This is a genomic window from Rhodococcus sp. IEGM 1406 (assembly GCF_030056745.1).
Taxonomy (GTDB): Bacteria; Actinomycetota; Actinomycetes; order Mycobacteriales; family Mycobacteriaceae; genus Rhodococcus_F; species Rhodococcus_F erythropolis.
The window spans coordinates 1,129,895-1,142,543 of record NZ_JASHKO010000002.1; the positions used below are offsets into that span (position 1 = coordinate 1,129,895).

14 protein-coding genes are annotated in these 12,649 nt (G+C 64.5%); 8 read left to right on the forward strand and 6 right to left on the reverse strand.

Annotation, left to right across the window (positions count from 1 at the left end; translation table 11 throughout):
* Positions 1-40 precede the first annotated feature (40 nt).
* A complete protein-coding gene (locus QM596_RS14645) occupies positions 41-1,444 on the reverse strand; it encodes an NAD(P)H-quinone dehydrogenase (RefSeq protein ID WP_020969166.1) in 1,404 nt (467 codons plus the stop codon).
* A 154-nt stretch (positions 1,445-1,598) separates the two neighbouring features.
* On the opposite strand from QM596_RS14645, the gene QM596_RS14650 reads away from it, so the two are divergent.
* Positions 1,599-2,069: a gamma-glutamylcyclotransferase family protein gene (locus tag QM596_RS14650; RefSeq protein WP_003940753.1), complete on the forward strand. Its 471-nt coding sequence runs from the start codon at positions 1,599-1,601 to the stop codon at positions 2,067-2,069.
* A gap of 13 nt (positions 2,070-2,082) precedes the next feature.
* On the opposite strand, the gene QM596_RS14655 is transcribed toward QM596_RS14650, so the two are convergent.
* From QM596_RS14655 to QM596_RS14670, 4 genes are read right to left on the reverse strand one after another with little or no spacing between them, the layout of a single operon-like run.
* The gene (locus tag QM596_RS14655) at positions 2,083-3,159 is read right to left on the reverse strand and encodes a hypothetical protein (protein ID WP_019747704.1); all 1,077 of its coding nucleotides are present in this window, start codon (positions 3,157-3,159) and stop codon (positions 2,083-2,085) included.
* Positions 3,160-3,214: 55 nt separating this feature from the next.
* Positions 3,215-4,363 (reverse strand): M20 family metallopeptidase, encoded by a 1,149-nt coding sequence (locus tag QM596_RS14660; protein WP_003940741.1) that lies wholly within the window; start codon positions 4,361-4,363, stop codon positions 3,215-3,217.
* Positions 4,360-5,520 (reverse strand): M20 family metallopeptidase, encoded by a 1,161-nt coding sequence (locus tag QM596_RS14665; RefSeq protein WP_020969164.1) that lies wholly within the window; start codon positions 5,518-5,520, stop codon positions 4,360-4,362. Before QM596_RS14665 ends, QM596_RS14660 begins: the two co-directional genes overlap by 4 nt.
* Before the next feature lie 12 nt (positions 5,521-5,532).
* Complete coding sequence (locus tag QM596_RS14670) at positions 5,533-6,231, reverse strand: enoyl-CoA hydratase-related protein (RefSeq protein WP_019747702.1); 699 nt, start codon at positions 6,229-6,231, stop codon at positions 5,533-5,535.
* 67 nt (positions 6,232-6,298) lie between these two features.
* Here QM596_RS14670 and QM596_RS14675 point away from each other — a divergent pair, with 67 nt between their 5' ends.
* Complete coding sequence (locus QM596_RS14675; RefSeq protein WP_007727315.1) at positions 6,299-7,096, forward strand: purine-nucleoside phosphorylase; 798 nt, start codon at positions 6,299-6,301, stop codon at positions 7,094-7,096.
* Entirely contained in the window at positions 7,093-8,685 is a 1,593-nt protein-coding gene (locus QM596_RS14680; protein WP_283309240.1) for a phospho-sugar mutase, read from the forward strand. The genes QM596_RS14675 and QM596_RS14680 overlap by 4 nt, the downstream gene beginning before the upstream one ends.
* Here the strand turns inward: QM596_RS14680 and upp are convergent.
* Positions 8,682-9,305, reverse strand: coding sequence for a uracil phosphoribosyltransferase (gene upp / locus QM596_RS14685; protein WP_007727319.1), 624 nt, complete (start codon positions 9,303-9,305; stop codon positions 8,682-8,684). The genes QM596_RS14680 and upp overlap by 4 nt on opposite strands.
* An 81-nt stretch (positions 9,306-9,386) precedes the next feature.
* On the opposite strand from upp, the gene QM596_RS14690 reads away from it, so the two are divergent.
* From QM596_RS14690 to QM596_RS14710, 5 genes are read left to right on the forward strand one after another with little or no spacing between them, the layout of a single operon-like run.
* On the forward strand, positions 9,387-9,701 hold the full coding sequence (locus tag QM596_RS14690; RefSeq protein ID WP_020969162.1) for a type VII secretion target: 315 nt from the start codon (positions 9,387-9,389) through the stop codon (positions 9,699-9,701).
* Entirely contained in the window at positions 9,698-10,708 is a 1,011-nt protein-coding gene (locus QM596_RS14695; RefSeq protein ID WP_064688921.1) for a C40 family peptidase, read from the forward strand. The genes QM596_RS14690 and QM596_RS14695 overlap by 4 nt, the downstream gene beginning before the upstream one ends.
* 9 nt (positions 10,709-10,717) lie before the next feature.
* Positions 10,718-11,059 carry a hypothetical protein gene (locus tag QM596_RS14700; protein ID WP_007727323.1) on the forward strand — a complete coding sequence of 114 codons (342 nt, stop codon included), beginning with the start codon at positions 10,718-10,720 and terminating at the stop codon, positions 11,057-11,059.
* A complete protein-coding gene (locus QM596_RS14705; protein WP_037129075.1) occupies positions 11,056-11,355 on the forward strand; it encodes a YbaB/EbfC family nucleoid-associated protein in 300 nt (99 codons plus the stop codon). The genes QM596_RS14700 and QM596_RS14705 overlap by 4 nt, the downstream gene beginning before the upstream one ends.
* A 47-nt stretch (positions 11,356-11,402) precedes the next feature.
* Positions 11,403-12,641 (forward strand): SatS C-terminal domain-containing protein, encoded by a 1,239-nt coding sequence (locus QM596_RS14710; protein WP_003940713.1) that lies wholly within the window; start codon positions 11,403-11,405, stop codon positions 12,639-12,641.
* Positions 12,642-12,649 lie beyond the last annotated feature (8 nt).

Here is a 12,649-nt window from a genome sequence, read left to right on the forward strand (position 1 = left end):
AAACAGACTTCTCACATTGTAAGAAGACTCTGGTCCGTTCTCAGTCCAGGTCGTCGTGACGCATGAGCTGACGAGCTGCCTCGGTGATCGATCCGGTCAGCGACGGGTACACCGAGAACGTCTGAGCCAGGTCGTTGACCGTCAGGTTGTTCTGCACGGCGATCGCAATCGGCAGGATGAGTTCCGAAGCGGTGGGCGCGACCACAACACCGCCGATGACCACGCCGGTAGCCGGGCGGCAGAAGATTTTCACGAAGCCGCGGCGCAAACCGGACATCTTGGCGCGCGGGTTGGTGTTGAGCGGCAACATGACGGTGCGAGCAGGCACCTCTCCGTTGTCGATCGCGGCCTGCGAAACACCCACCGTTGCAATTTCGGGGCGCGTGAAGACGGCCGATGCGACGGTCTTCAACTTGATCGGGCTGACGCCTTCACCGAGTGCGTGGTACATCGCGATACGTCCCTGCATCGCAGCCACCGACGCGAGCGGGAGCAGTCCGGTGCAGTCACCGGCGGCGTAGATACCGGAAACCGTGGTGCGCGAGACCCGGTCGACACGCAGGTATCCACCCTTGTCCAACTCGATGCCGACCCGCTCCAGGCCGAGACCGTTGGTGTTGGGGACGGAACCGACGGTCATCAAAGCGTGGCTTCCTTCGACCGTGCGGCCGTCGGAGAGCTTGACGATGATGCCCTTCTCGGTGCGCTCGACGGCGTCTGCGCGGGCGTGCTTGACGAGGGTGACACCGCGCTCGGCGAGGGCGTCCTCGAGCACGAGCGCCGCATCGGCATCCTCGCCGGGCAGAACACGGTCACGACTGGACACGAGTGTGACCTTGACGCCCATCTCGGTGTAGGCGGAGACGAACTCGGCACCGGTGACACCGGAACCGACCACGACCAGGTGCTCGGGCAGCTCGTCCAAGTCGTAGAGCTGACGCCACGTCATGATTCGCTCACCGTCGGGCTCGGCTCCCGGGATGATGCGGGGGCTGGCGCCGGTGGCGATCAACACGACGTCTGCGTCGATGGTCTTCTGCTCGCCGCTTCCGAGCGTCGCGCGAACCTGGTGTGCTGCCATACCGAGGAGCGGATCGGTCAGTTCGGCGGTGCCGGAGAGAACCTCGACGCCAACCGTCTGCAACCGTGCGCGAATGTCCGAGGACTGGGACAACGCGAGACTCTTGACTCGGGAGTGGATCTTCGGCAGTGACACCGAAGCCTGCTCCGGATCCAGAGTGATGCCGAGGTCGGATGCACGACGCATGTCGGTGCGGATTCCGGTGGACGCGATGAACGTCTTCGACGGGACACAGTCGAACAGCACACACGCGCCGCCGACGCCGTCCGAATCGACCAGGGTGACCGTGGCCCCGTGCTGCGCGGCTACCAGTGCCGCCTCGTAGCCGGCGGGTCCGCCACCGATGATCACGATCCGGGTCATGTGTCCTCCAAGTCCTCGCGTGGCCGGCAGGGGTCTCCCGTCGACCAGTGTCACGCTATTCGAGCACCACGTGTCGCGCAGTGCTTGTACCAGATTACTTGCGTCCGGTGGTCCGCTTCGCCACACCCTCGGACCACGGTTTAGGCTTGCGCCCGTGTCGATTTATGCCGCCTACGGTTCCAACATGCATCCCGAGCAGATGTTGTTGCGCTGCCCACACTCGCCCATGTCCGGGACAGGGTGGCTGCGAGGCTGGCGCCTGACCTTCAGCGGCGAGGACCTCGGCTGGGAGGGGGCTCTCGCCACCGTGGTCGAAGACCCCGATTCCAGTGTTTTCGTGGTCCTCTACGACGTCCCGGAAGAGGACGAAGTGAGTCTGGACCGCTGGGAAGGTGCCGAACTCGGTCTGCACCGCAAGATCCGCGTGCGGGTCGACACCGCAGGCGATGCGGTGCTCGCTTGGCTCTACGTCATGGATGCGTACGAAGGCGGACTGCCGTCGGCCCGCTACATCGGCGTGATGGCCGACGCCGCCGAGATTGCCGGAGCGCCGGCCGAGTACGTGCGAGAGTTGCGGACGAGAAACAGCCGCAACGTGGGTCCCGGTAACGGTGTTACCGATTAGATAGCTGTCCTGCTCAAAGCAGCAAGAAATACGCGAGCACTGCCAGTGCTGCGAGTACCACCACAATCGTCAGGCCGATGAGCACACGCTTGGAACCGCGTGACTCCGATTCGCCTGCGACAACTGCAGTTTCCGGCTCGACTGTTGCCACCCCGGTTGCAGTTTCAGCCGCCACCTTCTCACGTCCGAGAGTGTCGAACACCTCCGTCACGTCGTGTGAAGGCGGCAAACCGATCGGCACGATCGTGTGCGACGTCGAGGTGAATCCGGCAGCCAGAATTGCGGCTCCCAGCGCGGCCGACTGCTCCGGTCCGGGCCCGAGTTCACATCTGACACCGAGCTTTTCGGCGATTCCGGCCGCTATGGACATCATTGCTGCTTTGTCTGTCGCCGGTTCTCCGTCACCGGTGACGACTACGGCGTCCAGGTTCTCCGGCATCCAACCGAACGCACCCAGTGCCGTCGCGAGGCGTGAACTCGGTGAACTCCCGTCGCCGGCGAAGCCGAATGCGCGGCCGGCGGCGACGCCCGAACGCACCAGCGTGACCGCGGCCCCGGTGTCGTCGACGTGATAGATGCCGATGAGCGTGCCGGCGAGTGCCGCGATTTCCGACTCGAACCACGCCGAGACCGCCTCGGCGTCCGAGACGAGAGTGACCCGCTCGAGGCCTGCATAGACCAGTGAATCCTGCATGAGGGCCGCTGTGGACGAGTCCCAGCGCGACGGGTAGGTCGCGACGATGTCGGGCGCTCCCCCACTTCGACCACCACGATCGGGCAGCGGCTCGCATTCCTGCAATAGGCAGCGAATCGACGTCGCCACCAAATCCTCGGCGCGGTAACGGGTATCGGCCGTTCCGGAGACGCCACTCGGGTCCCCCACACGGCCGACAAAACCTGACCATGATTCCGAGAATTCACGGCCGGCACCCAATTGCTCGGTACCGCCGAGCACGGTCGTTCCGTCCTTGCGTTGATTGAGAATCGTGTCCCTGACCAACACCACCGGATCGGCCGAACCCGGATCGTTGGACGCAACTACAGCCGTCGACACCAATGTGCCGATTCGCACTCCCACACCTATGGACATGCCCGTACCTTCACTCGAACGACACGAAAAACGGTACCCCCGACGGGAACCGGAACTATCCCAGAACCAGGCTCGTCAGAACCTTCACACCGACGCCGAGTGCACGCTCGTCGAGATCGAAAGTGGGTTGGTGGATGTCGAGCTGATCGCCTTCACCCGACCACACGCCGAGCCGCGCCATCGCACCCGGCACGGTTTCGAGGTACCACGAAAAGTCTTCGCCACCACCGGATTGCGGGGTGTCCGCCAAAGCATCTTGTCCGACGGTCGCGATGGCGTCCTCGAACATCCGAGTGGACACCTCGTCGTTGACGACCGGTGGCACTCCGCGACGATAGTTGAGTTGGTAGCGAACTCCGGTGGGCGCGAGCAGTCCGTGGACGATTTCTTCCACGAGCGGTTCGAGCAACTCCCACGTGTCGTGATCGCCGGTACGTACCGTGCCCGTCATCATGCCGGTCTGCGGAATCGCGTTGGGCGCCTGACCTGCACTGACCGCACCCCACACCATCACGGTGCCGGTACGCGGATCGATACGACGGCTGAGCATTCCCGGCAGCCCGGTCACGACTGTGCCGAGTGCGTAGATGAGGTCCGTGGTCAGGTGCGGCCTCGACGTGTGCCCACCCGGAGAGTCGAGAACGACCTCGATCGTGTCTGCAGCAGAGGTGATCGCGCCCAGACGCATTCCGACCTGGCCTGCCTCGAGTCGCGGATCGCAGTGCAGAGCAAAGATTCTGGACACGCCGTCGAGCGCGCCGGCAGCGATGACGTCGAGTGCACCACCAGGCATGACTTCCTCGGCGGGCTGGAAGATCAGCCGAACCCCGACGGGAAGTTCGGGCAGCGTGGCCAGAGCCAATCCGGCGCCGAGCAGGATGGTGGTGTGGGCGTCGTGCCCGCATGCATGAGACACACCGGGGACCGTGGACGAGTACGTCGCCCCGGTCGCCTCCTGCATCGGCAAAGCGTCCATGTCGGCGCGAAGTGCGATTCGCGGCCCCTCAGGTCCGATGTCGCACGTGAGCCCGGTGCCACCGGGAAGGATCTTCGGCGACAGCCCAGCGGCGGTGAGGCGGGTCGCGACGAATTCGGTGGTCGCGTATTCGCGGCGAGCCAACTCCGGGTTGGCATGGATGTGTCGACGCCACGCGACGAGGTCGTCGGTGTGCGCGTGAATCCACGTGTCGATTGCCGCGTTCACCGGCGATCTACCCCTTCCAACAGACGGGTGCGTTGTTCTGGATCGGACGCTACCCGGACAGCAGTGCGGGCCAACGCAATTGCACCGTCGACTACCGCTCGATCTGCGGAGGTGGTGATACACGCGGCCGCGAACTCCGGCTGATGTGTCACTGCCCCCGATGAATCCAAGCCTATGACCGGGTGAATTCCCGGAATCACATTGGTCACATTACCCATATCCGTACTACCCAGTGGACGGGAGCGCTCCCATTCCGCTGCCAGTGGCACCCGCCCGAGGTCGACGATCTGTTCACGGTACGCCGCCGCCAGCCACGGATCGGGGGTCAACTCGGTGTAAGTGGGCGATACCGTGCGGATTTCGTGGGTGCATCCGGTGCCGAGTGCGCCCGAGGCGAAGCAGGCGTCGGCACGCTCGGACAGATTGGCCAACGACGCGGCCGTCTCGGCACGCAGGTAGTACAGCAGTTCGGACCGAGCCGGAACGATGTTGGGAGCAGTGCCGCCATCACTGACGATTCCGTGAATCTGTTGCCCTGGCTGGAGGTGCTGGCGCAACAGTCCGACCGCCACCTGCGCGAGCGTCGCGGCATCGGCGGCATTACGACCGAATTCCGGCGCAGCAGAGGCGTGCGCTTCGCGACCGTGATAGCTGACGGCGATGTCCGCCAGGGCCAGCGAGGTGGCACCGATGATGTCGATCGGTCCTGGATGAACCATCATGGCCGCGCCGACGCCGTCGAATGCACCACGCTCGAGCATCAGAACTTTGCCGCCACCGGTTTCCTCCGCGGGAGTACCGATCACTCGGACGGTGATCCCCAGTTCGTCGGCCACGGTAGCCAACGCGATGCCGGCCCCGACCGCGGCGGCGGCAATGATGTTGTGCCCACAGGCATGACCGATCTCGGGCAGCGCGTCGTACTCGGCGCAGATCGCGATGACCAACTCTCCGCTGCCGTAGGTGGCATCGAATGCCGTCGGCAGATCGACGATCCCGTGAGTGACCGCGAAACCGTGCTGCGCCAGCAGGTCCGACACTTTGGCAGCGCTGCGGAACTCCTCGAAGGCAAGTTCCGGATCGCTGTGAATCGAATGCGACAGCGCAATCAGATCCGCCTCTACGGACCTGACTGCGCTGTCGACATTCTGGTTCACGCGATCATTGTCTCACCCGAAGGAGAAGTTGCTCTTGTCAGTCACCTGAGCGAGGTCCGCAAGAGCATCGCGGTGGATGCCTGCCTTGATTCCCGCCAAGTTCTTGCCGTGAGTCGACGTCAGTGCCGACGCCTTGGTCACTGCTGCGGCGAGTACTCCGTCGCCGTCGACCGTTTCCTGCACGATGCCGGCAGCAAGCGCGTCGGCGCCGCCGAATCGACGCCCCGTCGTCATCGCGTCGACTGCCGTCTGCTTGGGCAGACGACTGTTCAACAGTGCTGACATGCCGACAGTGAACGGCATGTTCAGTCCGACCTCGGGGAGGCAGTAGAAGCCGCGGTCCGCGCGCATGATCTGGAAGTCGTGCGAGGACGCGAGCATGGCGCCGGCGCCGAACGCGTGCCCCTGCACCGCCGCGACCGTGGCCATCGGGAAGGTCAACAAACGGCTGTAGATGGTGTGGACCTTGTCCAGGTAGCCGGGCAGACCGTCGAGATTGCCGAAGATCCACGTCGTGTCCAGGCCGTTCGTGTAGAACTTGCCCGTCGCCGTCGTCACCAGGGCTGCGGGTCCCTCGTGCGCTTCGACTTCGTCCAACTTGCTGTGAACAGCGTCGATCCACTCAGGGCCGAAGCGGTTCTCGTTGTCCGTTTCGCCCTCGTTGCCGAGGTACAGGATGAATACGTCGCCGTCGCGTTCGAGATAAGGCATGGATGGGAGAGTAACGCCCGCCAACTCACCCGGCGAACCGACCCGACTCCTCAGTAGGGTTGCTCACATGGGAACGATCGCCGAGGCCGCCGCCGCTGCTCTGTCCGCCATGACTGGCTCTTCGTCACCGTCAGTCGCCATCGTGCTCGGGTCGGGGTGGACCGATGCCGCAGACGTGTTCGGCGACGCCGGTGCGGACGTGACAGCCGAAGTCTCGATGGCGGATCTTCCTGGCTTCGCCCCACCGTCCGCTCTCGGCCATGCGGGCACCATTCGTTCGGTGCGCGTCGGAAACACCGAAGTTCTGCTGCTGCTCGGGCGCGCGCACGCATACGAGGGCCACGATCTCGGTACCGTCGTCCACCCGGTCCGGACAGCCATTGCTGCCGGCGCCGACACGGTCATCCTCACCAATGCGGCCGGCGGTATCCGCGAGGACTACGCAGTGGGGCAACCGGTGCTGATCAGTGACCACCTGAACCTGACGGCCCGCTCTCCCCTCGTCGGCGCAGAGTTCGTCGACCTGGTCGACGCCTACTCGCCGGAACTGCGTGCGCTGGCTCGCTCGATCGACCCGGACCTTGCCGAGGGTGTTTACGCCGGGCTTCCCGGTCCTCACTACGAGACTCCGGCCGAGATTCGAATGCTTCGTACACTCGGCGCCGATCTGGTCGGCATGTCGACGGTTCACGAGACCATCGCGGCCCGCGCGCTCGGCGCCCGCGTTCTCGGCATCTCCATGGTCACCAATCTGGCCGCCGGAATCACGGGCGCCCCGCTCGACCATCAGGAAGTGCTGGCGGCAGGCAAAGCATCGGCCGCCCGGATGGGAGTGCTGCTGCGTCAACTGGTCGAGCAGCTGTGACACCACTGAACGTCACCGAGTGGATCGACGCCGATCCGGACCCAGTTACCCGCACAGAATTAGCCGCCCTTTCCGAACATGAACTGGCCGAACGCTTTTCCGCACCACTGACGTTCGGCACTGCTGGGCTTCGCGGGCCGGTGCGCGGCGGACCCAACGGCATGAACCTCGCGGTCGTCATCCGGACCACGGCCGGTCTGGCGGCCTGGCTGACAGCTCGCTGCCAGGGCGGGTCCCGCGTTGTGGTCGGCCGCGACGCCCGGCTCGGTTCAGAGGCATTTGCTCTCGCCGCCGCCGAGGTCATGGCAGCGGCCGGGTTCGAGGTGACCCTGCTCCCCCGCCCACTGCCGACACCGCTGGTGGCGTTCGCGGTGCGCAGGCTCGGGGCAGCGGCAGGTATCCAGATCACCGCCTCCCACAATCCTGCCGCCGACAACGGTTACAAGGTGTATCTCTCGGGCGGAGCGCAACTCGTCTCCCCCGCCGATCGTGAAATCGAGAGCGAGATCGCCCGCATCGGTAGTGCCGCCGACGTCGCGCGAGCATCGGTGATTCCGGCCGACGATTCTCTGGTCGCGGAGTACATCGCCCGCATCGCGACCCTCCCGCACGGCGACGCCCGCTCGATCCGGATTGCGCTCACGGCAATGCACGGCGTCGGCGGGGAGACTGCGACCGCGGCTCTGCGAGCAGCAGGATTCGAGGACGTGCACGTCGTGGCGGAGCAGTTCGATCCCGACCCCACGTTTCCGACCGTCGAGTTCCCCAATCCCGAAGAGCCTGGCGCCGCAGACCGCCTGCTCGCCCTTGCCCGAAGTGTCGACGCGGATCTGGCGATCGCACTCGACCCGGATGCCGACCGCTGCGCCGTCGGAGTTCGCGACGGTGATCAGTGGCGCATGTTGCGCGGCGACGAAACCGGGGTGCTTTTGGCCGACCACGTACTGCACTCGGCGCCCGAAGATTCGTTGGTGGCGACGACGATCGTCTCCTCGACTCTGCTCTCGAAGTTGGCGAAAGCTCGCGGAGCCAGGTTTGCGCAGACACTCACCGGATTCAAGTGGCTCACGCGCGCCGGCGACGGACTCGTCTACGCCTACGAGGAAGCGATCGGGCACTGCGTCGATCCGGATGTGGTGCGGGACAAGGACGGAATCTCAGCTGCCGTCCTTGTGGCCGACTTGGCTGCCACCCTCGCGGGCAGCAACAGAACCCTGTTGGACGTTCTAGGCGACTATGCCGTCGAATTCGGACTGCATCGCGGGGACCAAGTATCCCGCCGCGTCGAGGATTTGAGCGACATCGCCGAAATGATGAAACGACTACGCGCCGATCCTCCTGGCCAACTCGCGGGTGAGCCGGTCACGACCGAGGACTTGTCCCTGGTTCGCGGTGGTATGCGCACCGACGCAGTGATATTCGACGGGCCGTCGATCCGCGTGGTAGTTCGACCGTCCGGAACCGAGCCCAAGCTCAAGTGTTATCTCGAAGTTGTCGTCCCGGTGGCGAACCGCGACGACCTCGCGAACGCACTAGAGCAGGCGAAGGCCCGGCTGGCCGAACTCCGAACCTTCGCCCTTTCGCTCTAGCGGGGTCCGAACTGCCGATCGCCGGCGTCACCGAGACCGGGGACGATGAAAGCGTTCTCGTCGAGTCCGTCATCGATGCTCGCGATGACCAGACGAACCGGGTGGCCGGACGCTGCCAGCGCGTCGACGCCGGCCGGAGCGGCCACGACGCACACTGCCGTGACATCCGTCGCGCCACGCGCAACCAGCAAGTCGATGGTGTGCACCATCGAGCCACCGGTGGCGAGCATCGGATCGAGCACGAACACCGGGATACCGGACAGATCCGCAGGCAGGGATTCGAGGTACGGAACCGGCTGATGAGTCTCTTCGTCACGTGCCATTCCGACAAAGCCGACGCCGGCCGACGGAATCAGCGCACTCGCCTGTTCGACCATGCCCAGACCGGCCCGCAGCACGGGTACCAACAACGGCGGCTTCGCGAGCCGGATGCCCGTCGTCGCTGCTACCGGGGTGTCGACCGGAAACTCCTCGACCTCCGCGTCACGCATGGCCTCGTAGACCAGCATGTGCGTGAGCCTGCGAAGTGCGGAACGAAAAGTTGCGTTCTCACTGCGTGCATCACGCATTGTCGTCAAGAGGGCCGCCGCGAGCGGATGGTCGACTACGTGCGTTTGCATGACCATCAGAATAGTTCCTCGGGAACCGGAGCACCCCGCGCGGCGTCCAAGAAGGAGTAAGCGCAACGGGGGGAAGACAAGTTGACAAATCTGGATCTGGACACTGAAAGCATCGCGGAGTTCGCCACGCGGTTGGGCACTGTTGCCGACAACGTCGCGCAAGCGCGACAGGACGCGGCGGGTGGCGATCACTTGGCTCTGTCCACTGTGCTGGGGCTGATCGGCGGCGACTTCGTCGATGTGGCGAGCCGAGCACAGCAAGCGCACATCGACGACATCGATCGACTGTCCGCTGTGATCTCCAGCGTCCAGTCAGCCACCCGCGACGCTCACGCCGTCTATCTCGACTCCGAGGAATCGGTACGAACGACTCTCGCTGAAGCCGCACGCTCATGATCGACGTCGACGCACTCGCACGACCGATCATCGATCTGGTCGACACTGTCGGGACTGGTGCCCCCAGCGCAAGTGGACCCGACGTCGGCATCCGAATCGCTACGGACGCCCTCGAGATCGCATACCAATTGGGAAGCGCTGCTCTGAGCGAACTGGCGTCCTCTCAGAGCTCGTCCACGGCACTCACCGCTGCGGTGACCAAAACCGAGCAGACGCAGACGTCGACGCGAAACCTCGCCGATCGTGGGACCGACATCGCCGGCGTCGTGGACGAAGCGACAACGTCCGTGTACGCGGGAATGACCGAACTCGGTGAGATTCTCCAGTCCTTTCTGACACTCGCGATCAAGGCCGGGCCGACGCTGATGACACCGACGGGCCAATTGATGTTGTTGTCGGCCGCGTTGGAGCACCTCGGAAGCGCGGTATCGGTTATCGAGCGGGTACGCGGTGAGTTGGCCGGGTCGACCGACAAGATGTCCGCACTCGTCCCGTCCGTCCCGATACCCGATCCCGCACCTGGAGTCTCCGGTTCGGCGGGTGGTTCCGGCGATTCTGTCGATTCACTCCTCGCGATACCGCGCTCCGGAGCAACCGGCGCCAGCAGTTCAGGTGGCGTTGAGGTCGAACTTCCCGACGGCTCGATTGCCACCGCACCGAACGCCGAGGCCGCTGCTGCCGTACGCAACGCGCTCACTCAACAGGGTGTCCCGTACGCCTGGGGAGGCACTACGCCGGGAGTCGGTCTGGACTGCAGCGGGCTGACTCAATGGGCGTACGGCCAGGCCGGAGTCGACATTCCGAGGTTGGCTCAGGAACAGGGAATCGGGAACCAGGTCGATCAGAACAATCTGATGCCGGGCGACCTCGCGGTCTGGGACGGCCACGTCGCGATGGTGATCGGCGGCGGCCAGATGATCGAAGCCGGCGACCCAGTCGAAATCAGCGCCATCCGAACCACGAACAGCGGCATGGGCTTTCACGGCTTCTACCGTCCGACGGAATGACAGGGAATCATGCCCGAGAACAAGCGCGAATCACCGCCGATCACCACAGCCGTAGCCGTCAACCGCAACGGAACCATCGCGGTCCGCGCCACGGAGCACGCCGTGCCCGTGGACCTGAGGATCAGCCAGGACGAACTGCGGTACGGCGGGCAGCGGTTAGCGCAGCAGATACTCACGCTGTGCTCAAATGCAGCAATCGAAGCCGGCGCCCGCCATCGTGTGGAGCTCGAGGAGACCGGAGTCCCGGCAGCGATCCTCGATCGGCTCGGTCTACCGACCCGAGACGAACTGGCCGATGTCGACGCCGCCGAGGGCCAGAACCTTCCGTCGAGCTGGATGCGTTCGATATGAGCGAGATTGATCGAATCATGGAGCTGGCGAAACACCGGACCGGACTCTTGCAGGAAGCCGTCGACGGGGTCGGCGCTCTGCGGGCAGTCGTCTCGAGCGAGGGCGGGATAGTCACGGCGACTGTCGACGGGCTGGGCGCTCTGGTCGACCTACGGATTACCGACGCAATCACCGCGATGAATTCTCGCACGGTGGCCGCATTGACGGTGGCAACAATTCACCAGGCAGTTCAACAGTCCAACGACGAACGAGAGCGACTGGTCAGTGAGCTCCGAGTGGCACTGAAACAAACGTGACGAACCCCCGCTATGCCTTTCGCTCTGCGGTGGATAGGCTTCCGCCCATGGCTGGAGACATCGTCCCTATCGAAATCGGACTCACCGACGGAGACCTCGTCACTTTGTGGGCACCCCGCTGGCGCGAGGGCGACGACGAGTGGGAAGCGTTTCTCGGCCATGAGGAAGACCTCTACGGGTTCTCCTCCGTCGCGGAACTCGCGGCCTTCATCCGAACGGACTCCGACAACGACCTGGTCGAGCATCCGGCGTGGGCCGTCGTCTCCGGACTGTCGGCAGCCGAGTTGGAACCGGAAGAGAACTTCACGTTCGACTTCGTCGGCGTGCCGGAACTGGCCGCAGGTGACCCTGAGGCACTGGTGGTCTCGGAACTCGAAGACACCCTGAACATGGCTCGCAACATCGGTGAGGTGTGCGAACTCGACGCGGTCATCCGCTTCTTCAGCGGCCATCCGGTACTCGGCGCGCTTGCCACCGGCGCCGGCACCTTCGAAGGCCGCGAAGGCCTGGAGCTGTGGGACCAGGTCGGCGCTGCGATCGTCAAGGACTGGGACGCCGTTCTCGACGCCATCGACAAGGTGGTCACCTCCCCGAAGGTCGATGCAGCTGCTGTGGCGGTCGCCGAAGCTGAACTGCTCGCTGCCGCCGAGAACACCGTCGACGCCGACGATGTCGCCGAGGAGGGCGAGGACGAGGAATTCGACGAAGACGACCTCGAAGAGGACGAAGACGAAGTCGAGACCTTCTGGGGTGAGGTCGGTGTCGACCCGATCCGCATCATCACCTCGGCCGAGACGTTCTACACTCTGCGCTGCTACATGGGAGATCAGGCGATCTTCCTCGGCAAGGACGGACTGATCACCGTCTTCCGTAGCGAGCGCGCACTCGCTCGCTACCTCGCCGACAACCACGAACACGATCTCTCGCAGGTCAGTACGTACGGCGAAATTCAGAATGCGGCCGTCGACGGTTCACTCGAAATCGAGGTCACGGACGAGAACGTCTACGTTCTGCCCGGCATCGCCGACGACCTCGCCCAGGGCCCGGACGTCGTAGATGCCGAGCAGCTGGAACTCGCAGTCGAATTGTTCACCGATGCAGCAGATTTCGCCGACGACGACTCCACCGAGGAGGCTCTGTCCGCGTCGAACGAGCTGGGTTGGTACGTCTCGTACCTCCTCAACCCCGATCCGTCGCGGATGGCTCCGAGTGCGCCGTTCACCAAGGAATCCGAGGCCTGGCGCGAACTCGAGCGCGAGTTCGAGGCCCGGCTTCGATCTGAGTAGTCGGGCGC

Bases quoted from the DNA above. Each gene is read 5' to 3' on its own strand.
- QM596_RS14645 (WP_020969166.1), bottom strand. From the start codon at position 1,444: ATGACCCGGATCGTGATCATCGGTGGCGGACCCGCCGGCTACGAGGCG.
- QM596_RS14655 (WP_019747704.1), bottom strand. From the start codon at position 3,159: ATGTCCATAGGTGTGGGAGTGCGAATCGGCACATTGGTGTCGACGGCT.
- QM596_RS14670 (WP_019747702.1), bottom strand. From the start codon at position 6,231: ATGCCTTATCTCGAACGCGACGGCGACGTATTCATCCTGTACCTCGGC.
- QM596_RS14675 (WP_007727315.1), top strand. From the start codon at position 6,299: ATGGGAACGATCGCCGAGGCCGCCGCCGCTGCTCTGTCCGCCATGACT.
- upp (WP_007727319.1), bottom strand. From the start codon at position 9,305: ATGCAAACGCACGTAGTCGACCATCCGCTCGCGGCGGCCCTCTTGACG.
- QM596_RS14695 (WP_064688921.1), top strand. From the start codon at position 9,698: ATGATCGACGTCGACGCACTCGCACGACCGATCATCGATCTGGTCGAC.
- QM596_RS14700 (WP_007727323.1), top strand. From the start codon at position 10,718: ATGCCCGAGAACAAGCGCGAATCACCGCCGATCACCACAGCCGTAGCC.
- QM596_RS14705 (WP_037129075.1), top strand. From the start codon at position 11,056: ATGAGCGAGATTGATCGAATCATGGAGCTGGCGAAACACCGGACCGGA.
- QM596_RS14710 (WP_003940713.1), top strand. From the start codon at position 11,403: ATGGCTGGAGACATCGTCCCTATCGAAATCGGACTCACCGACGGAGAC.